Genomic DNA, 26,512 nt, shown 5'->3' on the forward strand with positions numbered 1-26,512 from the left:
CCGTCGGGTGTCGATGGAGCGGCTTCGCGGCGCGCCTCGGGCGACACGCCGAGGCGCCGGGCGAGTCTGTGGACGTGCCTCTGGACTTCACCGCGATCGACTTCGAGACGGCGAACTCCAGCAGCGCCTCGGCGTGCGCTGTGGGGCTGGTCCGGGTGCGAGGCGGCGAAGTTGTCGACAAGACCGGATGGCTCATCCGGCCGCCCGCCGGGCACGATGTCTTCTTCGAGCTGAACACCCGCATCCACGGCATCCGCGCGGAAGACGTCAGGCACGCGGCCACGTGGACCCGGCAGCTCGTCGATCTCGCCGCCTTCGCCGGCGACGACGTCCTGGTCGCACACAACGCGGGCTTCGACATGGCCGTCCTCAAGCGCGCGTGCGAAGCGACAGGCGACGACTGCCCGCCCTACCGCTACGCGTGCAGCCTGCAGGTGGCCCGCAAGGTCTACTCGCTCGAGTCGTACCGCCTTCCCTTCGTGGCGGCAGAGGCGGGCTTCCCCGACTTCCCGCACCACAACGCCACCGCCGACGCCCTGGCGTGCGCGCACGTGATGGTCGATGCCGCCCGCCGCCTCGGTGTCGACGACATCGACGCCTTGGCCGGGGCCGCCGGGGTGCGGGTGTCGCAGATCACCGTCACGGAGCCACCGGTGGTCACGTTCGCCGTGGCGTGATTCGGATGCCGCGGATGGCGGGCGGGCGCGGGACGCAGGTCGGCCGGAACGATCCACGACCGAGGGGCGGGCGCGGTGCCGGCGGATGTCGGTAGCCTCGGGCACGCTGGAGCCATGGACGCACTCCTCCTCCCGGTGATCGCCATCGCGACGCTCCTCCTCGGAGCGCTGGCGGGCTGGACCGCCGGCGTGGCGCGAGGTACGTCGCGCGCCGCCCGCGAGCTCTCCGGCCTGCACAGCCGGCTGGCCGCATCGGAGGCGGCCGGCCAGGCGGTCCAGGCACAGCTGGACCATCAGCACGCGCTGTACCGCGAGTTCGTCGCGCAGGCTCGCAGCGACCAGGCGGCACGCGAAGAGCGCGAGCGCCGTGAGCAGTCCGTCCTCCGCGCCCTCGCGCCCGTGCAGGAGACTCTCGCGGCGATGCACGCCAAGGTCGACGATCTCGAGCGCGACCGCCATACCCAGTTCGGCACGCTCGCCGAGCAGCTCCGTCGAGCCCACGAGTCCGACGAGGCGCTGCGAGCGACGACCGAGTCCCTCGCCGGTGCGCTCCGCTCGGGCGCGACGCGCGGCGTCTGGGGTGAGACACAGCTCCGACGCGTTGTCGAGGCGGCCGGACTGACCCAGCACGTCGACTTCGACCTGCAGGCATCGGTGCGTTCGGACGCCGGTGCCGGTCGCCCCGACATGGTGATCCGCCTTCCCGGCGACAAGGCGATCGCGGTGGACGCGAAGGTGCCGCTCGACGCCTACCTCGAGGCCAGCGCCATCCCCTTCACCGCCCAGGGAGCCGAGGCGGGGCGCCGCAGTGCGCTGCTCGACAAGCACGTCAAGGCGGTGCGGTCGCACGTCGACGCGCTCGCCCGCAAGACCTATTGGGCGGGGCTCTCGTCGAGCCCCGAGTTCGTGGTGTGCTTCGTGCCGAGCGAGTCGCTGCTGGCCGCGGCTCTCGAACAGGACCCCTCGCTGCTGGACTACGCCTTCGGCAAGAGGGTGGCGCTGGCCTCCCCCGTGAACCTCTGGGCCGTACTCAAGACGGTCGCCTACACGTGGACCCAGCAGGACGTCTCACAGGAGGCGCGCACGCTGTTCGAGCTGGGCAATCAGCTGTACGAGCGCCTCGGCTCGCTCGCCGCGCACGCGGACGATCTGCGCCGGGCGATCGAGCGCACCGTCGACAGCTACAACCGTTTCGCCGGATCGCTCGAGAGCCGAGTGCTGGTGAGCGCACGGAAGTTTCCCGGAATCGACGCCACGAAGCTCGACGCTCTCGGCCAGCCGGCACCGATCGAGAAGACTCCCCGCCGTCTCACCGCGCCCGAGCTCCTGGAGGAGACACTCGACCTGCTCGACGATCCGGACGCTGTCGAGGTGACGGCGGTCGCCGAACTCGGCGACGTCCGCGAGCGCATCTCGAGCGAAGAGATCACCGCACGGCTCGCTGCGCGACCGGAGGACTGAGGCTGGGAATCAGCCCGACGTGCCGGTCACGCGCCGCCCGGAACGAAGCTGAGAAGAAGGATCACGGCGGCGGAGACACCGACGAATGCGCCGATCATCCACCACGGGCTGAGTTCGTGACCCTCATCGCGGCGGACGCGCAGCAGCACGTCGGGCCGGCGGGCGGGGTCGACAGCGTTCTGCACGACCGCGATGGCGCCGGTCTGAGGTGAGGACTTGCCCACGGTGGCGGACATGCGACGAACCTCCTGGGGACGGGAAACAGCAGCTGTGTCTCCCTCGACACGCCTTCAAGTGTGCCAGAGATCCCGGCGAGGCCCCGTCACGAAACGGTCACACCTGTCTCAGCACTCGCAGCGGTCACAGCTGTCCCGGATCCGCGGCGATCCCCCTCACAACGCGGTGATCAGAGCCACTTCGAGACGAGGTGCTCCGACGAGATGCGGCGGAGGGTGCCCGAGGCTCCGCGGAGCACGACGCTCTCGGTGTAGACGTACCCGCCCTCTCGGCGCACGCCGGCGACGAGCTGCCCGTCCGTGACGCCGGTCGCAACGAAGATCGTGTTGCTGCCCGTGACGAGGTCGTCGGCCTCGTAGACGTGACCGTCGAGCTTGAGGCCGGCGTCGATCCCCTTCTGCTTCTCGTCGTCCTCACGGGGCCAGAGCCGTCCTTGGATGTGGCCGCCGAGCGCCTTGATGGCGCACGCCGTCACGATGCCCTCGGGGCTCCCCCCGATGCCGACGCACATGTCGGTGCGGGCGTTGTGGCGAGCGGCGTTGATGCCACCGGCGACGTCGCCATCGCTCATCAGGCGCGTCCCGGCGCCCGCCTCGCGGATCTCGGCGATGAGCTTCTCGTGGCGGGGACGGTGCAGCACCGACACCACGATCTCGTCGACAGGCTTGCCCAGCGCCTTGGCGAGCAGGCGGATGTTCTCGCCGATCGGCAGGCGGATGTCGACCACGCCTACACCGGCGGGACCGGTCACGAGTTTGTCCATGTAGAAGACGGTCGATGCGTCGAGCATCGTTCCGTGGTCCGACACCGCGATCACCGAGAGCGCATTGTTGCGACCTGCGGCGGTCAACGACGTCCCGTCGATCGGATCCACGGCGACGTCGGCCCGGGGGCCGCGGCCGTTGCCGACACGTTCGCCGTTGAAGAGCATCGGCGCTTCGTCCTTCTCGCCCTCGCCGATGACGATGGTGCCGTCGAAGTTGACCGTGGTGAAGAACGCCCGCATCGCGTCCACCGCCGCGCCGTCCGCCGCCTCTTTGTCGCCCCGGCCGATGAACGGCACCGCGCGAATCGCTGCGGCCTCCGTGGCACGGACCAGTTCGAGTGCGAGGTTGCGGTCGGGTTGAAGGGGACTCATGTCCGCGGTCAGGCTCACCATGGCGTCAGCCTAGCCAGCCTGCCCTGTCTCGAAGCCGACTTTCACCCACCGAGCCGTGAAGGAATCGCAATTCTTTCACCCACGTCAGAACCCCCTCGCTGACCCTGGAACCGACCCGCTGTCCGGTTCGTCCCGGCGTCACTCGTCCGGTCGAGGAATCGAGCCTTCGCTAGGCTCTTCCTGAAGACTTCGCACGACCCCACCCCGAGACCACGAATGAGGGAGCACTCATGCCCGTCGCCACTCCGGAGCAGTACGCCGACATGCTGGACCGCGCGAAGTCCGGTGGCTTCGCGTATCCCGCCATCAACGTCTCGAGCTCGCAGACGATCAATTCCGTCCTGCAGGGACTCACCGAGGCCGGTTCCGACGGGATCCTCCAGGTCACCACCGGCGGTGCCGACTACTTCGCCGGGCACACGGTCAAGGCGCGTGCCGCAGGTGCCCTCGCGTTCGCCCGCTTCGCCACCGAGGTGGCCAAGAACTACCCGATCACCGTGGCCCTTCACACCGACCACTGCCCGAAGGATGCCCTCCCCGGCTTCGTCCTCCCCCTCGTGGAGGCGTCGGAGGAAGAGGTGCGGGCCGGCCGCAACCCCATCTTCCAGTCGCACATGTGGGACGGCTCGGCGGTTCCCCTCGACGAGAACATCCAGATCGCCCAGGATCTCCTGCCCCGCATGAAAAACATCAACGCGATCCTCGAGGTGGAGATCGGCGTCGTCGGCGGCGAGGAGGACGGCGTCCAGCACGAGGGCTCGAACGAGGCGCTGTACACGACCGTCGCCGACGTCACGAAGGCGGTCGAAGCGCTCGGACTCGGCGAGAACGGCCGCTACATCTCGGCTCTCACCTTCGGCAACGTCCACGGCGTCTACAAGCCCGGCAACGTGAAGCTGCGTCCTGAGCTCCTCGGCGAGATCCAGGAGGGCATCGCCGCCGCGTTCGGCACCGGGCCCAAGCCCCTCGATCTCGTCTTCCACGGCGGAAGCGGCTCGACCGACGACGAGATCGCCCTCGCCGTCGCCAACGGCGTCGTGAAGATGAACATCGACACCGACACGCAGTACGCCTTCACACGGTCGATCGCCGGGTACATGTTCTCGAACTACGAGGGCGTGCTGAAGGTCGACGGCGAGGTCGGCAACAAGAAGCAGTACGACCCGCGCGCCTGGGGCAAGGTCGCCGAGTCGGCGATGGCCGCGCGCGTCGTCGAGGCCACGCAGCAGCTCGGCTCACAGGGCAAGAGTCTGGGCGCCTGAGGAGAGGCGGGCACGATACAGCTCGCAAGAACGAGGGCTTCCCACGCTGCGCGTGGGGAGCCCTCGGCCGTCAGCGCATCGTGTCGAGCAGAGAGTCCCAGACCGCGGGGTCGTTCATCAGGGGGATGAACATGAGCGTTCCGGCGACGACGGTGAACACGATGCCTCCGACGAGCGGGATCCACCACGACAGCCGCCCGCGGCGCACGTTCCACCACGACACGGCCGCGACGAGGAACCACCCGACGGCGAGCACGATCGCAGCGGCGATCCCCCACGGCCGCCCGGCCGCCGGATCGGAGAGCTCGGCGTCGGCTCCGAGGAGCGAGAACAGCGTGTCGGCGTAGGAGCCGTAGTCCAGGAACGCGGGGAACGACGCTATGACGTTCACCAGTCCGTAGGCCAGCAGCGCGAACGTCACGATGCGGTCGACCGCCCTGGACCTGGTGGGTGCGGCCGGCTCGGCGGCGCGGGCGACGGCAGCCGGGGCGACAGGCGCCTCTTCGATCGGAGCACGGCCGGTGTCGAGCGCCGCGGTCACGTCGGGCTGGCGGATGCGCGCGCGCTGCTCCTCGGGCGTCGCGTACTCCCCGTACTGCGGTCGGGGCCGCGGCGGCTCGGAGCTGTGGGGCCGCGGTCCGGATGATTCGGCGCCGTGCGGGTGGGACCGCTGCTCCGGGACTGCGGCATCGGTCATGCGCGCGTCCGTCCACCGAGGGCGCGGTCGTCGCGCTTGCCCGCGGCATCCGTCCGCAGCTCCTTCGGGAGCGAGAACTGAAGGTCCTCCTCGGCGGTGCGCACCTCTTCGACGTCGCGGAAGCCGGCGTTCGAGAGGTCTCGCAGCACCTCCTGCACGAGGACATCGGGCACCGACGCGCCGCTGGTGATGCCGACGGTCTCGACGCCGTCGAGCCAGGCCTGCTCGATCTCGTCGGCGTAGTCGACACGGTAGGCGGCCTTCGCCCCGTACTCGAGCGCAACCTCGACGAGTCGCACGCTGTTGGACGAGTTCGCCGATCCCACGACGATCACCAGATCGGCATCCTTGGCGACCTTCTTGATGGCGACCTGGCGGTTCTGCGTGGCGTAGCAGATGTCGTCCGACGGCGGATCCTGCAGCTGCGGGAATCGCTCGCGCAGGCGGCGGACCGTCTCCATGGTCTCGTCCACCGAGAGCGTGGTCTGCGACAGCCACACGACCTTCGACGGATCGCGCACCTCGATGGTGGCCGCCTCGTCGGGAGAGTTCACGACGGTGACGTGATCGGGCGCCTCGCCTGCCGTGCCCTCGACCTCTTCGTGACCCTCGTGGCCGATGAGCAGGATCTCGAAGTCGTCGCGCGCGAAGCGCACCGCTTCGCGATGCACCTTGGTCACCAGAGGGCACGTCGCATCGATCGCGAGAAGGCCCCGATCGGATGCCGCGTTCACGACGGCGGGCGACACCCCGTGCGCGCTGAATACGACGTGGGCGCCCTCGGGAACCTCGTCGACCTCCTCGACGAAGATCGCGCCCTTGGCCTCGAGCTCGGTGACGACGTGGATATTGTGCACGATCTGCTTGCGCACGTACACCGGTGCGCCGAAGCGCTCGAGTGCCTTCTCTACGGCGATCACTGCGCGGTCCACACCGGCGCAGTAGCCGCGCGGCGAGGCGAGGAGCACCCGCTTGTGTCCGGAGACGGCGTTATCCTGGAGCGGTTCGCGCCGCCGCGGGATGCGCGGGACGGGCATGCTCACAGATCTCGTACCCAGGGTGCCGGTGCTCACCCCACGAGTCTACGGGCGGCCCCTGAACGCAGGCTCCGCGCGTCACGTACCCGCCGTCGACGGGATGAAAGGACCGCATGACGACCTTCCAGCCCGAGGTGCTCCCCGGAGAGCCGCCGCCCGCCGACTCGGTGAAGCCCCGCGACTCCACGCCCCAGGCGCCGACGTCGGTGGCTCGCCTGAACGACACCATCCGCGGCTTCATCCAGAACTGGGGCTCGGTTTGGGTCGAGGGTGAGATCACGGGATGGAACCAGCGCGGCGGAAACGTCTTCGGCCGTCTCAAAGACCTGGTCACCGATGCCACGATCTCGTTCCGCATCTGGTCGTCGACCCGCGACCGCCTGCCCGGTGACCTCAAGGTCGGCGACCACGTCATCGCCTGCGTCAAGGCCGACTACTTCAGCAAGACCGGCGACTTCAGCTTCGGAGTCTCGGCCATGCGCCACGTCGGCCTCGGTGACCAGCTGGAGCGCCTCGAGCGGCTGCGCGTGCAGCTGAGGTCTGAAGGCCTCTTCGACCCGGCGCGCAAGAAGCCGCTGCCGTTCCTCCCCCACGTCATCGGCCTCATCACCGGCGAGAACTCGGATGCCGAGAAAGACGTCCACCGCAACGCCGAGCTGCGCTGGCCACAGGTGCGGTTCCGCACCAAGTACGCGGCAGTGCAGGGCGACCGCTGCGTGCCGGAGACCATCGCGGCGCTGAAGGCGCTGGACGCCGCACCCGAGGTCGATGTCATCGTCATCGCCCGCGGCGGCGGCGACCCGCAGACCCTGCTCGGCTTCAGCGACGAGCGGCTGCTGCGGGCGGTGGCCGCGGCATCCACTCCCGTCGTCAGCGCCATCGGCCATGAGAACGATCACCCTCTCCTCGACCATGTGGCCGATCTCCGCGCCTCGACGCCGACCGATGCGGCCAAGCGCGTCGTTCCGGATGTCGCCGAGCAGCGTGCGGTCGTCGCGCAGCTCCGTTCACGCCTGACTTCGCGCCTCACCCACCGCGTCACCCATGACATCGCGCAGCTCGAGCAGCTCCGCTCACGCCCGGTACTGCGCACTCCCGAGACGCTGCTCACCTCCCGGGCGCACGAGATCGAGCTGCTGGTGGCGCGCGGGCGCGACCGGGTCGGCCGTGCGCTCGACGTGCAGGGTCGTCGCGCCGCCGAGCTGCGCGCCACCCTGCGCGCCCTCTCCCCCGCATCGACACTCGCCCGCGGCTACGCCATCGCGCACCTGGCCGACGGCGTCATCGTGCGGGACGCGGCGCAGGCTCCGGCATCCACCGCGGTCGTGGTGACGGTCGGCGAAGGCTCCTTCGCCGCCCGCTCCGAAGGCCCCATCGCCGAGGACGGCGCGGCCGGTTCGCATCGCACGAACCGGCAGGAGGACGAGGGCGGGACGCAGGGCCGGTCCCGCTCAGAAGTAGACTGGGAGCTATGACCGAGTCCAGCGGCGCCGTGACCGACGTCGCGTCGCTGTCATTCGAGCAGGCCCGCGACGAGCTCGTGCGCGTCGTCGCCGAACTCGAGCAGGGCGCACCGACCCTCGAGCACTCGCTCGCCCTCTGGGAGCGCGGCGAAGCCCTCGCGGCACGCTGCGAGGAGTGGCTGCTCGGCGCCAAGCGGCGTCTCGATGCCGCCCGCGGCACGTCGACCATGGACGCCGGCGAAGGCGGCGCGGCCTGATGGCGCGCGATCAGCGCGTCGTCGCCGAGCTCGGCCGCCCCGAGACACCGGACGAGACGGCGGCCCGGAAGGCGGAGTCGTCTCGCATCTACCGCTCGAGCCAGAACACCCGCAATCTCATCGCGGCGCTGCTGGCGACGCTGGCGGTGGTCATCGTGGTCATCTTCGCTGTGCCGCGCGGCACGCCGCCCGAGCGGGAGCCCATCGACGTCGCGGCCACCGCGGAGCGCATCTCCGCTTCGGAGGGCCGCACGGTCATCGCGCCGGCCATGTCGGATGACTGGACGGTCAATCGCGCGACGATCGAGGGCGACGGCTCGGTTCGGGCCTGGACCATCGTGTACGCCCCCTCGGACGAGGATGAGCGCGGGTTCCTGCGCATCGCGCAGGGCTTCGACGCCGATGAGTCATGGGCGACGCGTGTGCTGTCGGGCTCGGCGCCGGAAGACACCGTCACCATCGACGGCATCCAGTGGGACCGCTATCAGCTGGACCCGGCCCGGACCGGCAACATCTCGGTCGCGCTCGCCGCGCCGGCCGGTCCCGACACGATCCTGATCTACGGCTTGGCCGACGAGGCGAAGCTCGAGGCCGCCGCGACCTCCGTGTCGGACGACATCGCGGCGCTGCGGGAGGAGACCGAGTGACCACCATGTCAGCGTCCGAAGCCGAGTCCACGAGCACGCCCGCGAAGGTGTGGCACGAGATGCAGCGAGGCAATGCCCGATTCGTCGCCGGCGAGCCGCGCCACCCCCGGCAGGATGTGGACCGCCGCAACGAGCTCGCCGGCGGACAGCGCCCGCGCGCAGCTCTCTTCGGCTGCTCCGACTCGCGGCTGGCCGCCGAGATCATCTTCGACAAAGGACTGGGCGATCTGTTCGTCGTCCGCAACGCCGGCCAGGTCATCTCGGACTCGGTGATCGGCAGCCTGGAGTACGCCGTCGCCGTCCTGGAGGTGCCGCTCATCGTGGTCCTCGGGCACGATGAGTGCGGCGCGGTGCGCGCCGCCATCGAGAGCACCGATGCCGACGCGGCGCCCCTTCCCCCGCACATCTGGCGCCTCATCTCGCCGATCGTCCCCGCGGTGCGCCGCGTCCAGCGCGCCGCCGCGGTCGACGGCACGACGTCGACGACGATCGACGCCGAAGAGGTCGGGCGCGAGCATCTGCGCGACACCGTCGGCGAGCTGCTCCACTCCTCCGAGCTGATCAGCGACGCCGTCGCCGACGGCCGCCTGGCCATCGTGGGCGCCAACTACCGGCTCGCCGAGGGCACGGCGGTCCCCGACGTGATCGTCGGGATCGCCGAACCCGCCTGACAAGATCCCAGAACCACCGCCCGTACCGAGACATGAGGAACAACGACGTGACCGACATCGAGTACCGCATCGAGCACGACACCATGGGAGAGGTGCGCGTTCCGAAGAACGCCCTCTATGCCGCCCAGACCCAGCGCGCGGTGGAGAACTTCCCCATCTCGGGTGACCCGCTCGAACCGGCGCAGATCGTCGCCCTCGCGCGCATCAAGAAGGCCGCGGCACTCGCCAACAAGGAGCTCGGCACGCTGGACGGCGCCATCGCCGACGCGATCGCGGGCGCCGCCGACCTCATCATCGCCGGCGAGCACGCCGATCAGTTCCCGATCGACGTCTATCAGACCGGCAGCGGCACATCCTCGAACATGAACATGAACGAGGTCCTCGCGACGCTCGCAACGCAGGCGCTCGGCTCGACGGTGCACCCGAACGACCACGTCAACGCCTCGCAGTCCTCGAACGACGTCTTCCCGACCTCGGTGCACATCGCCGTCACCCAGGAGATCATCGACGACCTCATCCCGGCACTGGACCATCTCGCCGTCGCGCTCGAAGCCAAGGCCGAGGCGTGGAAGACCGTCGTGAAGTCGGGCCGCACCCACCTGATGGACGCCACACCCGTGACCCTCGGCCAGGAGTTCGGCGGCTACGCCCGCCAGATCCGCCTGGGCATCGAGCGTGTGCAGGCCGTCCTTCCCCGCGTGGCCGAGGTCCCCCTGGGCGGCACCGCCGTCGGCACCGGGATCAACACCCCGCTCGGCTTCCCGCAGCGCGTGATCGAGCTCATCGTCGCCGACACCGAGCTGCCGATCACCGAGGCGAAAGACCACTTCGAGGCTCAGGCCAACCGTGACGGCCTCGTCGAGGCATCCGGAGCCCTCCGCAGCGTCGCCGTCTCGCTCACCAAGATCAACAACGACCTGCGGTGGATGGGATCCGGCCCCAACACCGGCCTCGGCGAGCTGCACATCCCCGACCTGCAACCCGGGTCGTCGATCATGCCCGGCAAGGTCAACCCCGTCGTCCCCGAAGCCACGCTCATGGTGTGCGCGCGCGTCATCGGCAACGACGCGACGGTCGCGTGGGCCGGCGCGTCGGGATCGTTCGAGCTGAACGTCGCGATCCCTGTGATGGGCACGGCGGTGCTCGAGTCGATCGAGCTGCTCGCCAACGCATCGCGCCTGCTGGCCGACAAGACGATCGACGGCCTTCAGGCCAACGTCGAGCGGGCGGCCGCCTACGCCGGCATGTCGCCCTCGATCGTGACGCCTCTGAACAAGCTCATCGGCTACGAATCGGCGGCGAAGATCGCCAAGCACTCGGTCGCCAAGGGCATCACCGTTCGGGAGGCCGTCATCGACCTGGGCTTCGTGGAGCGAGGCGAGGTCACGCTGGAGCAGCTCGACGAGAAGCTCGACCTGCTCTCCATGACGCACCCGGGCTGATCCGGGATCGGTGCCGGAACCGGCCCTGCGGCGGGATAATCAGGACGTGGCCCGCTCTTCCCGCCCCATCCCCGCGCGCGTCCGCATCCTTGCGGCGATCCTCGCTGTGGCGTGCGTCGGTCTGGCCATCGTGGGCAGTGTGACGTTCTGGGTGCAGCGTGAAGGGGTCGTGAGGGGCGTCGAAGAACGCCTCGAAAGCCAGGTGAAGGCTCTTCAGGCGCTGGCGGCGGACGCGGACGTCCAAGAGATTCCCCCGGAAGTGCGCGACGCGACTCCGGCGGCAGAGGCGACGGATGTCGTGGATCCCAGCGACTACACCACCATCGACGGATACCTGGAGGCCGTCGTGGCTCGGCTCGTCCCGGCACGCAACGAGGCATCGCTGGGCCTGATCGACGGCGAGGCCCGCTGGCTCCCCCGGACACTCTCGGGTTTCGATATCTCAAAGGACGAAGCCTTTCTCGAGCGCGTCGTCGATGAGACCGCCTCCGGCCGGACCAAGGAGGGAACAGCGGTCACCGACCATGGCGCACTGAAGTACATCGCCATCCCCGTGACCATGCCCAGCGACCCTCGGCACGGCCTCTACGTCCGCGCGATCAATCTGAGCGCTGAGCTGCAGCCCGTCACCATCGCCATGACGACTTACGTGGTCGCCGCGCTCGTGGTGCTTGCTGCGATCGCCGTCGTCGGCTGGTTCGTCACCGGGCGCCTCCTCTCCCCCATCCGGCATCTCCGCGAGACGGCGGACGCGATCTCGATCACCGACCTGTCGCTGCGGCTGTCACCACAGGGCAACGACGACATCGCCGACCTGTCGCGCACCGTCAACTCGATGCTGGACCGACTCGAGGGCTCTGTCGACGGCCAGCGTCAGCTGCTCGACGACGTCCGCCACGAGCTGAAGACTCCCATCACGATCGTGCGTGGGCACCTCGAGCTGATGAACCCGCGCGATGCGACGGACGTGGCGTCGGCGCGCGAGATCGGGATCGCCGAGCTCGACCGGCTCGCCCGCCTCGTTGAGGACATCGATCTCCTGGCTGCCGTCGAAGGCGAGTCGTACACGATGACCGAGGTCGACCTCGCCGAGCTGACCACGCGGGTCGGCGAGCTCGTCGCCGTGATCCCGGGCCACGTGTGGACCGTGGAGGCGCAGGCGAGCGGCATGACGGCCGGCGACCTGGACAGACTGCTGCAGGCCTGGGTGCAGCTGGCCGACAACGCGGCGAAGTACACGCCCGCCGGATCACCCATCGAGATCGGCAGCTCCCTCGATGCGGCTGGCGCACGCCTGTGGGTGCGCGACCACGGCCCCGGCATTCCGCCGGCATCCCGGCACCGCATCTTCCGCCGATTCGACCGCGCCCATGGCAAGCGCTCCGTCGGCGGATCCGGCCTGGGTCTGGCGATCGTGGACGCGATCGCGAAAGGTCATGGCGGCTCGTGCGCCGTGACCGACACTCAGGGAGGCGGCGCGACCTTCACGATCCACCTTCCTCCGGTCGAACCCGATCTGCCGGCACCCGTCCGCGCCGGCGACGTCGTGCTGCAACGAGAGGCTTCCGCGTGACGAAGATCCTGATCGTGGAAGACGAACCGCGCATCGCGGCCTTCGTCAGCCGAGGCCTCGTGTCGGCCGGATACGAGACGGTGGTGGTCGAGGACGGAGCAGAGGGGCTCGCGGTCGCGCTGCGCGGCGACGCCGATCTCGTGCTGCTCGACGTCGGCCTGCCGACGATGGACGGGTTCGAGGTGCTGCGCGAGCTGCGCGCTCGGGGTTCCGTCATTCCCGTCATCATGCTCACCGCCCGATCCAGCACGCGCGACACCGTGGAGGGACTGGACGCGGGCGCGAACGACTACGTCAGCAAGCCGTTCGTCTTCGAAGAGCTGCTGGCTCGCGTGCGGTCCCGCTTGCGAGAGACCGTGCCGCAGCCCGGCGTCTCGATCTCGCACGACGACGTCGTGCTCGATGTCCTCGCGCGCCGCGCGACGGTGGCGGGTCGCGAGGTCGACCTCTCGGCTCGCGAGTTCGCCCTCGCCGAGCAGTTCCTGCGCAATCCGGGGCGGGTCCTCAGCCGCGAGCAGCTGCTCAGTCGCGTTTGGGGGCTCGACTTCGACCCCGGCTCGAACGTCGTGGACGTCTACGTCCGCTACCTTCGGGGCAAACTCGGCTCGGACCACATCGTGACCGTGCGCGGAGCCGGCTACCGCTGGGAGTGACCGGGCGCCGGATCGCGACACCTGCCGTCAACGCGCAAAGGGGAAGCCCCCGGCGCTGGGGGACGCCGGGGGCTGGGAAAGGCCGGACTGGGGGATCCGGCCGTTGTCAGCCGCGCCTTTTGGGGGAATCGCGCGACTGATTCTTGTCCGAGCCGTTGCGCGCGCGTTCGAGTCTCTCGCTGCAGCGGACCTGGGGCGGAGTCTGAGCGGGCGGGCCCGCATGTTCGGGGCGCTGCGACGGTCTCGTCGCAGGCTCGGATGCAGGAGGCGACGGCTCACCGGGGTCGACGGTGACGTCATCCGCGGGAGGCGCCGGAATCGGGGCCTCGGGTCGACCGGGGCCCGGCGCCGGGTCGGGTGTCGACGACGGGCTCGGCACCGGCGACGGGCCGGGGCGCAACTGAGAACGATTCATGTTCGCCGGCTGCTTGCCATTGCCCCGCTTCGGCGGCTCGACAGCCACCCGCTCGGAGTCGCCGAGCTGCACCAGTTCGGCTGCGCCCGGCTTGCCCCCGACGCCGCTCTCGTCGTCGGCGAGCGACGGGACGGCAGCGTCGTCCTGAAGGCGCGAGATCCACGCGTCAGTTCGCCCGGGAGACCAGCCGTGCGCCAGCGCCCACGCGCGCACCTCATCCCACCGGCCGGAAGCCGCGGCAGCGGCGACGGCCTCGTCGGGCTCCGCAGAGAATCCCGGTCCCGAAGCATCGTCGGAGGGAACCGCCGGCACGGGTGTCTGCGGCTCGTTCACGCGCGGCTCCGCGACCACCACAGGGTGGGGAGCCTGCACGGTTTCGGGCACCACCATGGTCGTCGTCCCCTCGGGCAGCGCTTCGGCCGCAGGGGCGGCCGAACCCGTGGACGGCACGACGACACGGGGCGCTGCGACCGTCGAGCCCTCGGAATCGGCCAGCACCGCAGAGTTCGTGAAGGCGACGAGGCAGATGACGGCGGCGCTCGCGGCAACGGTGGTCACGCCACCCATCGCGAGCCGCGCTCGTGCGTCCACCATCGTTCTCCATCCGCGGGCATGGAACTGAGCCCTCCCCCATCGTGACAGACGGCGACATGCCGCAACCGCGACAACCCATGAGACTCTTCTCATTCGCCGGTGCGGGCCCGCGCCGCGCAGGCGACTGCCGGACACGACCGGGCCGGGACGCCATCGGCATCCCGGCCCGTCGTTCACTTCGGATCAGGCGAGCTCGCCAGCCTCCAGGAGGTCGGTCACCAGAGCGGCGATGGCCGAACGCTCCGAGCGCGTGAGAGTCACGTGCCCGAACAGGCCGTGGCCCTTGAGCGTCTCGATGACCGAAGCCACGCCGTCGTGGCGACCGACCCGAAGGTTGTCGCGCTGACCGACGTCGTGGGTGAGGACCACCCGCGAATTCTGGCCCATGCGGCTCAGGACCGTCAGCAGCACGTTGCGCTCGAGGGACTGCGCCTCGTCGACGATCACGAAGGCGTCGTGGAGCGAGCGCCCGCGGATGTGGGTGAGCGGCAGCACCTCGAGCAGGCCGCGCTCCATCACCTCTTCGAGGACGTTCGTCGACACCACCGATCCCAGCGTGTCGAAGACGGCCTGACCCCAGGGCCCCATCTTCTCCGCCTGGTCGCCGGGCAGGTAGCCGAGCTCCTGGCCGCCGACGGCGAACAGCGGGCGGAAGACGATGATCTTGCGCTGCTGCTGGCGCTCCAGCACGGCTTCGAGGCCGGCGCAGAGGGCGAGCGCCGACTTGCCGGTGCCGGCTCGCCCGCCCAGCGACACGATGCCGACCTCGGGATCGAGGAGCAGATCGATCGCGATGCGCTGCTCAGCGGAGCGTCCGTGCAGACCGAAGACCTCACGGTCGCCGCGGACCAGGCGGAACTCGCCGTCGCCGACGACCCTGCCCAGAGCAGAGCCGCGCTCGGAGTGGATGATCAGTCCGGTGTTGACGGGCAGACCCCGGACGTCTTCGCTGACGGCGACCTCGCTCTCGTAGAGATCGCTCACGTCGTCGCCCGACACGTCGAGGTCGGTGATCCCGGTCCAGCCTGAGTCGACCGCCTGTTCGGCGAGGTACTCCTCGGCAGAGACGCCGAGAGACGCCGCCTTGACGCGCATCGGCAGGTCCTTCGAGACCACCGTCACTTCCTGCCCGTCCTGGGCCAGGTGCATCGCAACGGCAAGGATGCGGCTGTCGTTGTCTCCGAGGCGCATTCCCGACGGGAGCACCGAAGCGTCGGTGTTGTTCAACTCCACGCGCAGGGTGCCGCCCTCGCCGACGGGGACCGCGAAGTCGAGCCGGCCGTGCTCGACCCGAAGCTCGTCGAGGTGACGCAGCGCCTGGCGGGCGAAGTAGCCGATCTCAGGATCGTGGCGCTTGCCCTCGAGCTCGGTGATCACCACCACCGGGATGACGACACTGTGCTCGGCGAACCGGAAGAACGCCCGCGGATCGCTCAGCAGCACGGACGTGTCGAGCACGTAGGTGCGAAGATCCTGGTCGTTCCCCTCGATCTGCTCGAGGTCCTGACTGCGCTGCTTGTGTGGTGCTCGTGTGGTCACAACCCACTCCCGCCCCGGGTGGAGAACCCGGCAGTCACGAGTCGACCAGGGTCACGAGTCGTTTCCGAAAGGCCGACTCGAAGGGGCGCCTTGCCCGATGTGATGAACGTACGTCCGCCCGCCGACATCCGGTGCGCACGACACGCACAGGATCGTGTCGTCTTGATGAACTTCAGATCACCAGACCCGAGCCGCAGAGAACGCGGCCAGCGCGTCGCCGAAGAGGCGCAGCGTGTCGGCGCCGGTGCCGACGTGCGGCGCGACGCGGATCCGTCCCCCGCGGGCGGTGACGGTGAGCCCGTGATTCGCCAGCGACGCGCCGAGCGGCGCGGCATCCTGTGGCGCGGGCGCAAGTGTCACGATGCCCGCGCGCCGCTCGGGATCGCGCGGCGTCACGACGGGCACCTCGTATCGGTCGGCGAAGAACATCACGTCCGCCGTGAGTGTTGCAAGCTCCGCCTCGATCGACGGGACGCCCACCGTCGCCACGTCGCGGAGCGCGGCGGCGAGACGCGCCGCGGCCAGCGTGTCGAAGCCTGCGACGGCGAACGCCTGCGCCGAGGGAGACGGCGCGGGCACGGCGTCGACCGGCAGGTCGCCGTCCACCCCGGCGAATCCCGACAGGATGGGCGCGATCCGCTCCAGGGCACGATCGCCGAACCACGCGAACCCCGTGCCGCGACCCGCGCGCAGCCACTTGTAGCCGTGTGCGCACACCACGTCGGCGGCGCTGTAGTCCACGTCGGCGACACCGAACCCCTGGATCGCGTCGACGATCAGCAGCCGATCGCCGAGCACTTCGCGAAGGGCCGGAAGATCCGCGCGATACCCGGTGCGGAAGTCGACGAGGCTCACGGCGAGCGCGCGCGTGTCGTCCGTCAGCGCCTCCCGCACGACATCCGGGGTGATGAAGCCGTCTTCGGGTTCCAGCCACTGCAGCTGGATCGAGCCCAGCGCATCCGCCGGCGCGCGTGGCGGCGACGGTCAGGCTCGGAAACTCGCCGCGACCGACCATGAGACCGCCGGCAAGCCCGTAGATCGCATGCATGAGCCCGTAGGTCGTCGACGGCTGCAGGACGACGTGGGAGGCATCCGTCGTCCCGATCAGCTCGGCGACGAGCTCGCGGGCCTCGCGCACGTGATCGGCGACGAGGGCGATGCTGCTGGCGCGTCCGGAGCCGAGAAGCTCGGTGTCGGCCTGCATCTCGCTGCGCACCGCGGGTGAGAGCGGTCCGAACGCGGCCCAGTCGAGGTACCCCGGCTCTCCGTCGAACGAGGCCACGTAGGAATCCAGATCCACGCCGTCATTCTGGCAGAGTGCGTCGCTCCGCTCGTGCCGGTCGTCGAGAGCTCGGCCTCAGCTGCCGAACCGGCGATCTCGCGACGCGAAATCACGGATCGCGCGAAGGAAATCCACCTCGCGCAGATCGGGGCCGAGTGCTTCGACGAAGGAGAATCTCGGAGTGAGCACGAGGCGAGCGCCGACTCAGCTGCCGAACCGGCGATCTCGCGACGCGAAATCACGGATCGCGCGAAGGAAATCCACCTCACGCAGATCGGGACCGAGTGCTTCGACGAAGTAGAACTCGGAGTGCGCGCTCTGCCACAGCAGGAAGTCGCTCAGTCGCTGCTCGCCGGAGGTGCGGATCACGAGGTCGGGGTCGGGCTGACCTCCGGTGTAGAGGTGCTCGCCGATCTGCTCCGGGGTCAGGCTGGCGGCCAGTTCCTCCAGTGACCCGCCCTCCTCGTCGTGCTTGGCGATGATGCTGCGGACGGCGTCGACGATCTCGCCGCGACCGCCGTACCCGACCGCGAGGTTCACGTGAAGACCGGGATGGTTCCGCGTGCGCTGCTCGGCGTCGGAGAGGACCCGGGCCAGGTCGGCCGGCAGGGCGTCCGCGCGACCCACGTGCTTCACCCGCCAGTCCCGCTCGTGCGACACCTCGTCGGCGAGCTCGGCGATGATCTCGATCAGGTCCTCGAGCTCGCGCGAGTCACGCTTGCGCAGGTTGTCGTTCGATAGCAGGTAGAGCGAGACGACGCGGATGCCGACATCGTCGCACCACCGGAGGAACTCGCGCATCTTGGCCGCCCCTGCGCGGTGTCCGTGCGCCGCGGAGTCGAACCCGAGCTGCCGGGCCCAGCGGCGATTGCCGTCGATCATCATCGCGAGGTGCCGCGGCACGGTGTCGGGGTCCAGCCGACGCCGCAGGCGGGTGATGTAGAGGCGATAGAGGGGTCCTCTTCCCTCGTTCGACGAAGCGCGCGCCACACCCCTACGCTACCCCCGCATGGGGCAGGCTCCCCACGCTCACGTCGGGCGGCGGCATCCGCGCACCCTACCTTCCGGGCGAGGACGGCGCATGTGCCCCCGCGGGCATGCGCCGCCCCCTAGCCTGGGACGATGAGCCGCCGCGGACGCACCTCGCACACCCCCGAAGTCCCCGTGCTGCCGCTCATGGATGCCGCGGCCGTCGACGCCGCGAATCCCGAGCTGAAGCCGAGCTGGCGGGGCTGGATCCACGCCGCCACATTCCCGGTCGCCATCGTCGCGGGGATCGTGCTCATCGCGGTCGCGCAGGGCGCACCGGCGAAATGGGCTGCGGCGGTCTTCATGGCGACGTCGCTGCTGCTGTTCGGCAACTCGGCGCTCTATCACCGGTTCGACTGGAAGCCGAAGACCAGGGCGGTGCTCAAGCGCATCGACCACGCGAACATCCTGCTGCTCATCGCCGGCACCTACACGCCGATCGCGACGCTCGCCCTGCCCCCCGGCAAGGGTGCCCTGCTGCTCGTCGTGGTCTGGAGCGGAGCGCTCATCGGCATCCTGTTCCGCGTCTTCTGGATCAACGCACCGCGATGGCTGTACGTCGCGCTCTACCTCGCGCTCGGCTGGGCCGCGGTCATGTACATGGTGGATCTGTTCCTCGCGAACGAGATCATGATGGTCCTGGTCATCGTGGGCGGACTGCTCTACACCGGGGGCGCGATCGTGTACGCGGTGAAGAAGCCGAACCCGTGGCCCGGGCACTTCGGTTTCCACGAGATCTTCCACGTGTGCACCGTGCTGGCGTTCCTGTGCCACTGGACGGCGTGCCTGCTGATCGCGCTCGACCCGCTGTCGCCGTCACTGGGACTGCCGGGCTGACCGAACGGGCGCCACGCCTCATCGCCCGGCTACGACCCTCCGGCCCGAGCCGAGCTCGCGGCCCGCCGTCAGGGTCGCGCGGGCGGTCCCTGGGGGTCGCCGTCGGCCGCATCGACGTCCTGGTCGTCGACCTCGGTCGCCTCCGTCGCACGCTGCGCCTGAGCCTCGGCCTCGAGCTGCTCGTCGATGTCTGCCCGCACGCGACCGCGGCGGATGCGGCGCATCATGTCCCACACCAGGAAGATCACGACGAGGGCCAGCAGCGCGATGACGGCGAATCCCCAAGGACCCGGTGTGACGAGGTCGGGATCGACCTGCGGCGTCGGCGTCGGAGTCGCCGCAGCACCGGCCAGGGCGGCGAGCACGTCGTGCATGGGTGTCCTCGTTCTGCCCGAGCGGCGGGCGGGTCCGGATGTCGGCGTGCAGCGCGGAAGCGCATAGCCTGGAGCTCCAGCCTAATCTTCCGACGGAACCCGATATGACGACGCAGGACATGCTCGACGAGCGGTACGGCCGCCGCCGCTCCCCCGGCCGGCGCTGGGTGATCGGCATCGGCATCCTGTTCGCGATCGGAATCGTGGCGCTGTTCGGCTGGTTCACCGTCCAGGGCTCGCTCGACACGGTCGACGCCGATACGACGGGATTCGAGGTCGTCGACGAGCACGCGGTCGAGCTCGCGTTCCAGATCACCGCGCCCCCGGGCCGTGCCGTCGCCTGCGCGATCGAGGCGCAGGACGAGGACCATGGCGTCGTGGGTTGGCGCATCGTGGAGGTCGAGGCATCCGATCTGCACTCTCGCGCCCTCCGCGAGGTCATCCCGACCACCGCCCTGGCCACGACCGGCTTCGTCAACTCGTGCTGGGTGCTCCCTGCGGAGTCCGCTGCCGGGGGTGTTTTGCCTCCCCTCGCTCCTCTGGCGTAGTCTGTCGGAACCGCAGTCGATAACCGCGCCCTGGCCGAGAGCCAGGGCGTTCGGTTTATCGTCGCCTCCGCCGACCGAAGGAGTCAGCCGTGTCGAACGACGCCCCCGAGACCTTCCTCACCCAGGACGCCTACGACCGCCTCGCCGCCGAGCTCGAGCACCTCTCGACCACGGGGCGCGAGGAGATCGCCAAGCGCATCGAAGCCGCACGCGAGGAAGGCGACCTCAAGGAGAACGGCGGCTACCACGCTGCGAAGGACGAGCAGGGCAAGCAGGAGGCGCGCATCCGCACGCTGCAGCACCTGCTGAAGACGGCGACCGTCAGCGAGGCCCCGCAGAGCACCGGTGTGGTTCAGCCGGGCACCGTGATCACCGCGATCGTCGCCGGCGGCGAAGAGGTGTTCCTGCTCGGCAACCGTGAGATCGCGGTCGGCTCCGAGCTCGACGTCTACAGCGAGGCCTCTCCCCTCGGCGCCGCCATCCTCGGACGCGAAGAGGGCGAGAAGACGTCGTATACGGCCCCGAACGGCCGCGAGATCGCCGTCGAGATCGTCAAGGTCGAGACCTACAACGGGCAGTGAGCGGGTCCGGGCATCGGCCCGGATCGTTCCCCCTCCCCACGAGGACCCCGCTCAGTCCTCGACGACCGTCGGCTCGTAGCCGGCCTCACCCAGCACCGAGATCACGTGGGCGCGGTGCTCCTCTCCGCGCGTCTCGACGCTCAGCTGCAGGATCACCTCGCTGATCTGCAGGCCCTGGCCATGCCGGGTGTGGAGCACCTCGATGACGTTCGCGCCCGCCAGCGCCAGCAGCTCCGACACCCGGGCCAGCTGACCGGGACGGTCCGGCAGCGGAATCCGCAGCGTCATGTAGCGACCGGATGCCGCCAGCCCGTGCGCCACGACGCGCTGCAGCAGCAGCGGGTCGATGTTGCCGCCCGACAGCACCGTCACCGTCGGTCCCGTCGCGCGGATCTTGCCGGCGAGGATCGCCGCGACCCCCACCGCGCCCGCCGGCTCGACGACCTGCTTGGCGCGCTCGAGAAGCACCAGCAGCGCGCGGGCCATGTCGTCCTCGGTCACGGTGACGACCTCGTCGACGAACTCGCGGATGATCTGGAAGGGAAGATCGCCCGGCCGCGCCACCGCGATGCCGTCGGCGATCGTCGGCTTCGTGGCGACGTCGAGCGGATGCCCCGCCTCGAGCGATGCGGGATACGCCGCCGAGTTCTCGGCCTGTACCCCGATCACGCGCACCGAGCGGCCCTCGGCCGCGGCGCGCGCCTTGACGGCGGCCGCGACGCCGGCGATCAGTCCGCCACCCCCGATGCCCAGCACCACGGTGTCGAGATCGGGCACCGCATCCATGAGCTCCAGGCCCAGCGTCCCCTGTCCGGCGATGACGTCGGCGTGGTCGAACGGATGGATGAAGACAGCGCCGGTGCGGGCGGCGAAATCGGCCGCGAGCCGCAACGGGGTCTCCACGGTCGCCCCTTCCAGCACCACGTCCGCACCGTAGCCACGGGTGGCGAGGAGTTTCGGCACGGGAACCCCGAGCGGCATGAAGATGGTCGCCGGGATGCCGAGGGCCTTGGCGGCCAGCGCGACTCCCTGTGCGTGATTGCCCGCGGAAGCGGCCACGACCCCGCGCGCCCGCTCCTCGGCGGTCAGGCGCGAGAGGCGGTAGGTGGCGCCGCGGATCTTGAACGATCCGGTGCGCTGCAGGTTCTCGAGCTTGAGGTGGACGGGCACGCCCAGCAGGTCGGACAGGTGCTGCGACTTATCGAGAGGCGTGTCCGCGATCACGCCGGCGAGGGCCGCGGCGGCGTCCTCGAAATCCTGAAGAGTCGGCGCGACGGAGGCTGCCGGGTTCGCTGCGCTGTCGCGCACGGGGGGCGGGGTGGTGGTGCTCACGGGTGAGTTCTCCTCGGCCGCGGGACGGTGTTCCAGATGAGGTCGCCGGTGGGCCTCGCACCGGTCTCCCACGCTCGCTGGCCGATGTAGACGGCGACGACGTTCACGAAGGCGGCGAGGGGCACCGCGAAGAGGGCGCCGGGGATGCCGCCGATCATGGCACCGCCGGCGACCACGAGCACGACGGCGAGCGGGTGGACCTTGACCGCGGATCCCATGAGGAGCGGCTGGAGCACGTGGCCCTCGAGTTGCTGCACGCCGAGGACGACGATCAGCATCCACAGCGCGATCAACGGGCCGTTGTAGACGAGGGCGAGGAAGACCGCCACCGCACCGGTCACGACGGCACCGACGATGGGAACGAAGGCGCCGAGGAAGACCAGCACCGCGACGGGTACGGCGAGCGGGACTCCCAGCAGGAACGCTCCGAGCCCGATGCCCACGGCGTCGATCGTGGCGACCAGCAGCTGGGTGCGCGCGTAGTTCACCACGGTGAGCCAGCCGGAGCGCGCGGCGCCGTCGGCGGCCGGACGCGCCCTCTTGGGGAACAGCCGCAGCACCCAGCGCCAGATGCCGGCGCCGTCGGCGAGCAGGCACAGCAGGATGAAGAGGGCGAGGATGGCACCGGTCGCGAAGTGACCGAGAGTCGTGCCGATGGCGAGTGCTCCCGTCCACAGCAGCTCGGCCTGCTGCTGCACGAACGCCCACCCCTGCGCGAGCAGATCGTCGATCTGGGTCTCGCTGAGGTCGAGCGGACCGTCGACGAGGTACTGGCGGAACTCCTCGATCGCCTCGACCGTGCGGTCGCGGACCGAGGACCACTGCCGGGTGATCTGCCAGACCGCCAGCCAGAGCAATCCGGTGACGATCGCGACGGTGCCGATGACCGACACGAGGATGGCCAGCCACCGCGGCACGCGGTGACGGAGCATGAACGAGAACGCCGGCCACAGCAACGCCGTCACGAGAATGGCCACGAGGAGCGGAATGACCAGCAGCTTGAGCTGGATCACGAGCCAGATCGCGACGCCGATGGCCGCAGCGACCACCAGGAATCGCCATGAGTACGCCGTTGCGACCCGCAGGCCGGACGGGATCGATTCCGACAGGTCGGTGGACACGACCCGGCGACGGTCGCGCAGGGCGTCGAACAGCGAGCCGCGAGGCTTGTCGTCGGAGCCGCTCATCCCGTCAGTCTAGGCGCGTCGCATGCCGTGGCAGTCATGGAACGGGCCGTGCGTGGTGGCCGTACCCCCACTCGCGTGGGTCCCGGTGCGGGGCCTCGGGAAACGCCGTGTCTGCGGGGCTGGCTAGGCTGACCGCGTGAAGTCGTCCCTCAGTGCGGCGGAGGCTCGCCGCGTCGCCCTGGCCGCTCAAGGCTTCGGCCGGGCGCGCCCGGAAAGTGCCGGCACGCGCCACCTCAACGGCGCTCTCGCACGTATGGCGACGCTGCAGATCGACTCGGTCAACGTCTTCGCACGATCGCATTACATGCCCCTGTTCTCTCGCGTCGGTGCGTACGACACCGCGGCCCTCGATCGTCTGCTGTTCGCCCGCCGACCGCCGTACGTCGAGTACTGGGCGCATGTGGCCGCCTTCGTCCCCGCGACCGACTGGGGGCTCTTCCGCTTCCGGATGGACGCGATGCGCGCGAAGTACGGGTCGAAGCCGGGCGGCTGGTTCGACACGCATCGCGACATCGTCGACTGGGTGCGCGCCGAGCTGGCGGACAGGGGTCCGTTGCGACCCGCGCAGATCGAGCACGACGCGAAGAAGGGCGCTCGCGGGCCGTGGTGGGACTGGGATGTCGTCAAGCACGCCCTGGAGTACATGTGGCTCTTCGGCGAGGTGGCCATCGCGGGCAGGCGCGGCTTCGAGCGACGGTACGCCCTCGCCGAGCAGGTCCTCCCTGCCGAAGCGCTGGATGTGACGATCAGTGCCGAGGAGGCGATCCGCGAGCTCGTGCGCCGCGCCGCACGAGCCTCTGGGGTGGCGACCGCGGCCGATCTCGCCGACTACTGGCGGATCAACGACCGGAAGGCTGTTCTGGCCGCCATCGGCGATCTCACCGACAGCGGCGAACTCCATCCGGTCTCCGTCGAGGGCTGGACCAGTTCGGGGCGGCCGGCGAAGGCGTGGCTCCACGACGACGCGGCGATTCCGCGACGGGTCGATGCGGCCGCGATCCTCACTCCCTTCGATCCGGTGGTCTGGTTCCGCGACCGTGCGGAGCGACTGTTCGACTTCGAGTACCGCATCGAGATCTACACGCCGGCGCACAAGCGGCGCTTCGGCTACTACTCCCTCCCGGTGCTCGTCGGCGACGGCATCGTCGGCCGGGTCGACCTGAAGGCGGATCGAGCCGGCTCCGCTCTGCTGGTGCAGTCGGCGTGGTGGGAACGCGGTGCTCCGGCGGATGCTGCCGCCCGCGTGGCGGCGGAACTCCGACTGGCCGCGGACTGGCAGGGCCTCGAGTCCGTCTCCGTCTCGTATTGGGGAGATGCGACCGACGACCTCGCTGGCGCGATGCCGGCGGCACGCCGCCACCATGCCGGTGCCGGAAGTCCCGGCGTCGCGAGCGCCGAATCGGGAAACGGCGACACCGAGTCCATCGAGCTCGCCGCCGAACAGCTCCCGAGCTAGCCTCGAGAGGTGAAGCGGGCAGCGGTGATCGGCATCGTCGTCGCCTCGGCGCTCGTCGTCGGCGGCGCCGGCGCGGCGTGGTTCCTGATGACGCGCCCACCCTCCGCCGAGGACGCAGCTCGCACCTACCTGTCCGCCCTCTCGGAGGGCGACATCGACACGATCATGTCGATGCGCGACGACCGTCTGGACGACGACGGGGAACGGATCCTCTCGGCCGCCTTCACCGACGCCGGATTCGTCGAGGATGCGACGATCGACCGCATGCGCGAGGGGCAGGACGGCGCCGTGGCAGTGGACGCCACGGCGAGCATCGACGGCGAGCGTGTCGACGTGTCGTTCCGGCTCGCCCGCGGCGGTGACGGCGCCTGGGTCCTGGGGGGCGACTACCTCGCGTCGGCGACGGTCGAGGCACAGCTGGAGGGCGGAGCGGCCCTTCCCGCCGTCTGGATCGGCGACGCGCTGGTCCCGACCGGGCAGACGGTGGCGCTGCTTCCAGCTGCTTACGTCGCCGCCGCCGCGCCCCGCAGCATCGTCGAGGGCGAGACTGAGGTCGCTGTCGGTGCCGGGGCGCCGGTAGAGATCGAGGTCACGGCCTCGCTGACGCCCGACGCGACCGGTCGAGCCCAGGAGCAGCTCGACGCCTACGCCCAGGCCTGCGCCGAGCCTGCGACCGCGGTGCCCGACAACTGCGGACTGGTCGTTCCCTGGGCGGCCGACCTCGCCGAGCTCGAGCGGATCGCCTTCCGGATCGAAGGGCTCCCCGCCGTGACGCTCTCCCCCGATGCCGCGTCGTTCGCGGCCACCGGCGGCATCATCGTGGCGACCGCCACCGGCCGCACCCGCGAGGGAACCCCCGGGGCGTTCACCTACCGGGCCGATGACTGGTCCCTCCGGGGCACGCTGCGACTGTCGGGCGACGAGATGCTGCTCACCGTGCATTGATCACCACGGGCGCGGACGAGGAACACGGCTCAGTGACGACCGTCGAGTACCTCGAGACCCAGCCACCGCGCGAGATCGGCGACCTCGGCGTCCACGGCGGCGGCGACCTCGTCCGTGAACGGCCGATCCTCGTGGATGGCGAAGACGCGAAGCACGCCGGCCTTGCGATCGGCCTTGGCATCCAGCTTGCCGACGAACCGGTCGCCGTGGAGGATCGGCAGCGCGAAGTACCCCCAGCGGCGGCGGGCGGCGGGCTTGTACATCTCGAGCAGGTACTCGTACCCGAAGATCTCCTCGAGGCGCCGCCGGTCGAACACCAGCCGGTCGAACGGCGACAGCAGGGCCGTTCGCGGTGCGACGTCGTTCAAGCCCTCGAGCCACCCGGGGTCCAGGCGCCACACGCCGTCGACGCCGTCCACGAGAGCCTCTTCTCCCACCTCTCCGACGTCGATCGGCTCCAAGGGCTGCGCGATGCCCTTCGCCCGCGCCAGCCCGAACGATGCCAGGCGGCGTTCGGCGCGCTCGCGAGCAGCATCCTGGGCCGAGATGTCGGGAAGGTCAGCGGGATACACCCGCTCGGCGAGGTCGAACAGTCTGCCGGACGAGTCCCGGGAGGAGATGGCCACCTCGCCGCGCAGCACCAGCATCTCGAGCAGTTGCAGGGTGTTGCGATTGTTGGTCCACCCGGAGGAGCGCCACGACACCTGGGCGGTGTCGGGGATCTCGGTCGGGCGCAGCGGACCCTCGGCACGCAGGCGATCCAGAACGTCTCGCCGGAACCGGTCGTTCGCGGTCAGCCACTCGCGCGCCTGCGCCGACTGCGGCCGCCGGCGCATCTCGGGCAGGAGGAGAGGGAGATCGGCCATCGTCCGATAGAAGCCGCCCCACTCGAAGATCGCGCGATCCTCTTCGACGAGCCGGACGAGATCGGCCGGCTGGTAGGGCCAGCCCAGTCGACTCCAGAGGATCAGGTCGGCGCTGGGCGCGATCGCGGCGGTGGGCTCGATGTTGACGATCGTCAGCGCGTCGATCGTCTCGACGATGCCGGCGGGACGCTCGGCAGCCAGCAGCTGTGCGCGCACGGCGACGCGGCGCGCCTCTTCGCGGGAAAGCCGATGAGCCATGGACCGACGTTAGCGTCCGGCCGCGACATCCCT

Annotated in this window: 28 protein-coding genes and 1 pseudogene; 16 read left to right on the forward strand and 13 right to left on the reverse strand. The window is 70.0% G+C overall.

The features are described from left to right. Window positions 1-74: 74 nt before the first annotated feature. Window positions 75-677, forward strand: a complete 603-nt coding sequence (locus tag WYM_RS12565; protein WP_026059784.1) for an exonuclease domain-containing protein — start codon at window positions 75-77, stop codon at window positions 675-677. Window positions 678-791: 114 nt separating this feature from the next. After that, window positions 792-2,138, forward strand: coding sequence for a DNA recombination protein RmuC (locus WYM_RS20180; protein ID WP_019181197.1), 1,347 nt, complete (start codon window positions 792-794; stop codon window positions 2,136-2,138). 26 nt (window positions 2,139-2,164) lie between these two features. Here WYM_RS20180 and WYM_RS12575 read toward each other — a convergent pair whose 3' ends face one another. Beyond that, window positions 2,165-2,374 carry a hypothetical protein gene (locus tag WYM_RS12575; RefSeq protein WP_019181198.1) on the reverse strand — a complete coding sequence of 70 codons (210 nt, stop codon included), beginning with the start codon at window positions 2,372-2,374 and terminating at the stop codon, window positions 2,165-2,167. A 170-nt stretch (window positions 2,375-2,544) separates the two neighbouring features. Beyond that, window positions 2,545-3,534, reverse strand: a complete 990-nt coding sequence (glpX, locus tag WYM_RS12580) for a class II fructose-bisphosphatase (protein WP_019181199.1) — start codon at window positions 3,532-3,534, stop codon at window positions 2,545-2,547. Between the two features lie 230 nt (window positions 3,535-3,764). On the opposite strand from glpX, the gene fbaA reads away from it, so the two are divergent. Continuing rightward, entirely contained in the window at window positions 3,765-4,796 is a 1,032-nt protein-coding gene (gene fbaA, locus WYM_RS12585) for a class II fructose-bisphosphate aldolase (RefSeq protein ID WP_019181200.1), read from the forward strand. Window positions 4,797-4,866: 70 nt separating this feature from the next. Here the strand turns inward: fbaA and WYM_RS12590 are convergent, their stop codons facing one another. Together WYM_RS12590 and WYM_RS12595 are read right to left on the reverse strand one after the other, a co-directional pair. Then, entirely contained in the window at window positions 4,867-5,493 is a 627-nt protein-coding gene (locus WYM_RS12590) for a DUF6264 family protein (RefSeq protein WP_019181201.1), read from the reverse strand. Beyond that, on the reverse strand, window positions 5,490-6,530 hold the full coding sequence (locus tag WYM_RS12595) for a 4-hydroxy-3-methylbut-2-enyl diphosphate reductase (protein ID WP_019181202.1): 1,041 nt from the start codon (window positions 6,528-6,530) through the stop codon (window positions 5,490-5,492). The genes WYM_RS12590 and WYM_RS12595 overlap by 4 nt, the downstream gene beginning before the upstream one ends. 113 nt (window positions 6,531-6,643) lie before the next feature. On the opposite strand from WYM_RS12595, the gene xseA reads away from it, so the two are divergent. Genes xseA through WYM_RS12630 form a run of 7 tightly spaced genes read left to right on the forward strand, consistent with a single transcriptional unit; the run spans window position 6,644 to window position 13,236 of the window. Beyond that, complete coding sequence (gene xseA, locus WYM_RS12600) at window positions 6,644-8,005, forward strand: exodeoxyribonuclease VII large subunit (RefSeq protein ID WP_019181203.1); 1,362 nt, start codon at window positions 6,644-6,646, stop codon at window positions 8,003-8,005. Then, the gene (locus WYM_RS12605) at window positions 8,002-8,250 is read left to right on the forward strand and encodes an exodeoxyribonuclease VII small subunit (protein ID WP_019181204.1); all 249 of its coding nucleotides are present in this window, start codon (window positions 8,002-8,004) and stop codon (window positions 8,248-8,250) included. Before xseA ends, WYM_RS12605 begins: the two co-directional genes overlap by 4 nt. Continuing rightward, window positions 8,250-8,897, forward strand: a complete 648-nt coding sequence (locus WYM_RS12610; RefSeq protein ID WP_019181205.1) for a DUF4245 family protein — start codon at window positions 8,250-8,252, stop codon at window positions 8,895-8,897. The genes WYM_RS12605 and WYM_RS12610 overlap by 1 nt, the downstream gene beginning before the upstream one ends. Window positions 8,898-8,902: 5 nt before the next feature. After that, window positions 8,903-9,568, forward strand: a complete 666-nt coding sequence (locus tag WYM_RS12615; RefSeq protein WP_026059786.1) for a carbonic anhydrase — start codon at window positions 8,903-8,905, stop codon at window positions 9,566-9,568. 32 nt (window positions 9,569-9,600) lie between these two features. Beyond that, window positions 9,601-11,010, forward strand: coding sequence for an aspartate ammonia-lyase (locus tag WYM_RS12620; protein ID WP_019181207.1), 1,410 nt, complete (start codon window positions 9,601-9,603; stop codon window positions 11,008-11,010). A gap of 46 nt (window positions 11,011-11,056) precedes the next feature. Beyond that, window positions 11,057-12,583, forward strand: coding sequence for a sensor histidine kinase (locus tag WYM_RS21980; RefSeq protein WP_019181208.1), 1,527 nt, complete (start codon window positions 11,057-11,059; stop codon window positions 12,581-12,583). Further along, on the forward strand, window positions 12,580-13,236 hold the full coding sequence (locus tag WYM_RS12630; protein WP_019181209.1) for a response regulator transcription factor: 657 nt from the start codon (window positions 12,580-12,582) through the stop codon (window positions 13,234-13,236). The genes WYM_RS21980 and WYM_RS12630 overlap by 4 nt, the downstream gene beginning before the upstream one ends. A gap of 106 nt (window positions 13,237-13,342) precedes the next feature. Here WYM_RS12630 and WYM_RS12635 read toward each other — a convergent pair whose 3' ends face one another. The 3 genes from WYM_RS12635 to WYM_RS22225 form a co-directional block, all read right to left on the reverse strand. Next, on the reverse strand, window positions 13,343-14,245 hold the full coding sequence (locus tag WYM_RS12635) for a hypothetical protein (RefSeq protein ID WP_019181210.1): 903 nt from the start codon (window positions 14,243-14,245) through the stop codon (window positions 13,343-13,345). 183 nt (window positions 14,246-14,428) lie between these two features. Further along, entirely contained in the window at window positions 14,429-15,784 is a 1,356-nt protein-coding gene (locus WYM_RS12640; RefSeq protein WP_019181211.1) for a PhoH family protein, read from the reverse strand. A gap of 177 nt (window positions 15,785-15,961) precedes the next feature. Continuing rightward, window positions 15,962-16,678 (reverse strand): aminotransferase class V-fold PLP-dependent enzyme, encoded by a 717-nt coding sequence (locus tag WYM_RS22225; protein ID WP_019181212.1) that lies wholly within the window; start codon window positions 16,676-16,678, stop codon window positions 15,962-15,964. A gap of 10 nt (window positions 16,679-16,688) precedes the next feature. On the opposite strand from WYM_RS22225, the gene WYM_RS22230 reads away from it, so the two are divergent. Continuing rightward, window positions 16,689-17,009 carry a hypothetical protein gene (locus tag WYM_RS22230; RefSeq protein ID WP_237739410.1) on the forward strand — a complete coding sequence of 107 codons (321 nt, stop codon included), beginning with the start codon at window positions 16,689-16,691 and terminating at the stop codon, window positions 17,007-17,009. Between the two features lie 132 nt (window positions 17,010-17,141). Here the strand turns inward: WYM_RS22230 and WYM_RS22235 are convergent. Both WYM_RS22235 and WYM_RS12665 read right to left on the reverse strand, forming a co-directional pair. Further along, window positions 17,142-17,234 (reverse strand): annotated as a pseudogene (locus WYM_RS22235) (isoprenyl transferase); the annotation flags it as partial. Window positions 17,235-17,270: 36 nt separating this feature from the next. Next, the gene (locus WYM_RS12665; RefSeq protein ID WP_019181215.1) at window positions 17,271-18,056 is read right to left on the reverse strand and encodes an isoprenyl transferase; all 786 of its coding nucleotides are present in this window, start codon (window positions 18,054-18,056) and stop codon (window positions 17,271-17,273) included. A 132-nt stretch (window positions 18,057-18,188) separates the two neighbouring features. Here WYM_RS12665 and trhA point away from each other — a divergent pair, with 132 nt between their 5' ends. Next, a complete protein-coding gene (gene trhA, locus WYM_RS12670; protein ID WP_237739411.1) occupies window positions 18,189-18,932 on the forward strand; it encodes a PAQR family membrane homeostasis protein TrhA in 744 nt (247 codons plus the stop codon). A gap of 68 nt (window positions 18,933-19,000) precedes the next feature. Here trhA and WYM_RS12675 read toward each other — a convergent pair whose 3' ends face one another. Beyond that, window positions 19,001-19,306, reverse strand: coding sequence for a hypothetical protein (locus WYM_RS12675; RefSeq protein WP_019181217.1), 306 nt, complete (start codon window positions 19,304-19,306; stop codon window positions 19,001-19,003). Window positions 19,307-19,410: 104 nt separating this feature from the next. On the opposite strand from WYM_RS12675, the gene WYM_RS12680 reads away from it, so the two are divergent. Next, window positions 19,411-19,854: a DUF4307 domain-containing protein gene (locus WYM_RS12680; protein ID WP_019181218.1), complete on the forward strand. Its 444-nt coding sequence runs from the start codon at window positions 19,411-19,413 to the stop codon at window positions 19,852-19,854. 89 nt (window positions 19,855-19,943) lie between these two features. Then, the gene (gene greA / locus WYM_RS12685; RefSeq protein ID WP_019181219.1) at window positions 19,944-20,435 is read left to right on the forward strand and encodes a transcription elongation factor GreA; all 492 of its coding nucleotides are present in this window, start codon (window positions 19,944-19,946) and stop codon (window positions 20,433-20,435) included. A 51-nt stretch (window positions 20,436-20,486) separates the two neighbouring features. On the opposite strand, the gene ilvA is transcribed toward greA, so the two are convergent. Together ilvA and WYM_RS12695 are read right to left on the reverse strand one after the other, a co-directional pair. Further along, window positions 20,487-21,743, reverse strand: a complete 1,257-nt coding sequence (ilvA, locus tag WYM_RS12690; protein ID WP_026059790.1) for a threonine ammonia-lyase — start codon at window positions 21,741-21,743, stop codon at window positions 20,487-20,489. A gap of 20 nt (window positions 21,744-21,763) precedes the next feature. Continuing rightward, the gene (locus WYM_RS12695) at window positions 21,764-22,954 is read right to left on the reverse strand and encodes an AI-2E family transporter (RefSeq protein ID WP_019181221.1); all 1,191 of its coding nucleotides are present in this window, start codon (window positions 22,952-22,954) and stop codon (window positions 21,764-21,766) included. A 136-nt stretch (window positions 22,955-23,090) separates the two neighbouring features. Here WYM_RS12695 and WYM_RS20190 point away from each other — a divergent pair, with 136 nt between their 5' ends. Next, window positions 23,091-24,410: a winged helix-turn-helix domain-containing protein gene (locus WYM_RS20190; protein ID WP_051008128.1), complete on the forward strand. Its 1,320-nt coding sequence runs from the start codon at window positions 23,091-23,093 to the stop codon at window positions 24,408-24,410. A 9-nt stretch (window positions 24,411-24,419) separates the two neighbouring features. Continuing rightward, entirely contained in the window at window positions 24,420-25,355 is a 936-nt protein-coding gene (locus tag WYM_RS12705; protein ID WP_019181223.1) for a hypothetical protein, read from the forward strand. Between the two features lie 29 nt (window positions 25,356-25,384). Here the strand turns inward: WYM_RS12705 and WYM_RS12710 are convergent, their stop codons facing one another. Continuing rightward, window positions 25,385-26,479, reverse strand: coding sequence for a DNA glycosylase AlkZ-like family protein (locus WYM_RS12710; protein WP_019181224.1), 1,095 nt, complete (start codon window positions 26,477-26,479; stop codon window positions 25,385-25,387). Window positions 26,480-26,512: the final 33 nt, after the last annotated feature.

Source organism: Microbacterium yannicii PS01, assembly GCF_000304335.1.
Lineage (GTDB): Bacteria > Actinomycetota > Actinomycetes > Actinomycetales > Microbacteriaceae > Microbacterium > Microbacterium yannicii_A.

Excerpts from the sequence above, each read along its gene's own strand:
- glpX (WP_019181199.1), bottom strand. The coding sequence starts at position 3,534 with ATGGTGAGCCTGACCGCGGACATGAGTCCCCTTCAACCCGACCGCAAC.
- xseA (WP_019181203.1), top strand. The coding sequence starts at position 6,644 with ATGACGACCTTCCAGCCCGAGGTGCTCCCCGGAGAGCCGCCGCCCGCC.
- WYM_RS12590 (WP_019181201.1), bottom strand. The coding sequence starts at position 5,493 with ATGACCGATGCCGCAGTCCCGGAGCAGCGGTCCCACCCGCACGGCGCC.
- fbaA (WP_019181200.1), top strand. The coding sequence starts at position 3,765 with ATGCCCGTCGCCACTCCGGAGCAGTACGCCGACATGCTGGACCGCGCG.
- WYM_RS12595 (WP_019181202.1), bottom strand. The coding sequence starts at position 6,530 with ATGCCCGTCCCGCGCATCCCGCGGCGGCGCGAACCGCTCCAGGATAAC.
- WYM_RS12675 (WP_019181217.1), bottom strand. The coding sequence starts at position 19,306 with ATGCACGACGTGCTCGCCGCCCTGGCCGGTGCTGCGGCGACTCCGACG.
- WYM_RS12635 (WP_019181210.1), bottom strand. The coding sequence starts at position 14,245 with ATGGTGGACGCACGAGCGCGGCTCGCGATGGGTGGCGTGACCACCGTT.
- WYM_RS12710 (WP_019181224.1), bottom strand. The coding sequence starts at position 26,479 with ATGGCTCATCGGCTTTCCCGCGAAGAGGCGCGCCGCGTCGCCGTGCGC.
- WYM_RS12680 (WP_019181218.1), top strand. The coding sequence starts at position 19,411 with ATGACGACGCAGGACATGCTCGACGAGCGGTACGGCCGCCGCCGCTCC.
- trhA (WP_237739411.1), top strand. The coding sequence starts at position 18,189 with ATGAGCCGCCGCGGACGCACCTCGCACACCCCCGAAGTCCCCGTGCTG.
- WYM_RS12620 (WP_019181207.1), top strand. The coding sequence starts at position 9,601 with ATGAGGAACAACGACGTGACCGACATCGAGTACCGCATCGAGCACGAC.
- WYM_RS12695 (WP_019181221.1), bottom strand. The coding sequence starts at position 22,954 with ATGAGCGGCTCCGACGACAAGCCTCGCGGCTCGCTGTTCGACGCCCTG.
- WYM_RS12615 (WP_026059786.1), top strand. The coding sequence starts at position 8,903 with ATGTCAGCGTCCGAAGCCGAGTCCACGAGCACGCCCGCGAAGGTGTGG.
- WYM_RS12605 (WP_019181204.1), top strand. The coding sequence starts at position 8,002 with ATGACCGAGTCCAGCGGCGCCGTGACCGACGTCGCGTCGCTGTCATTC.
- WYM_RS20180 (WP_019181197.1), top strand. The coding sequence starts at position 792 with ATGGACGCACTCCTCCTCCCGGTGATCGCCATCGCGACGCTCCTCCTC.
- WYM_RS12610 (WP_019181205.1), top strand. The coding sequence starts at position 8,250 with ATGGCGCGCGATCAGCGCGTCGTCGCCGAGCTCGGCCGCCCCGAGACA.
- WYM_RS12575 (WP_019181198.1), bottom strand. The coding sequence starts at position 2,374 with ATGTCCGCCACCGTGGGCAAGTCCTCACCTCAGACCGGCGCCATCGCG.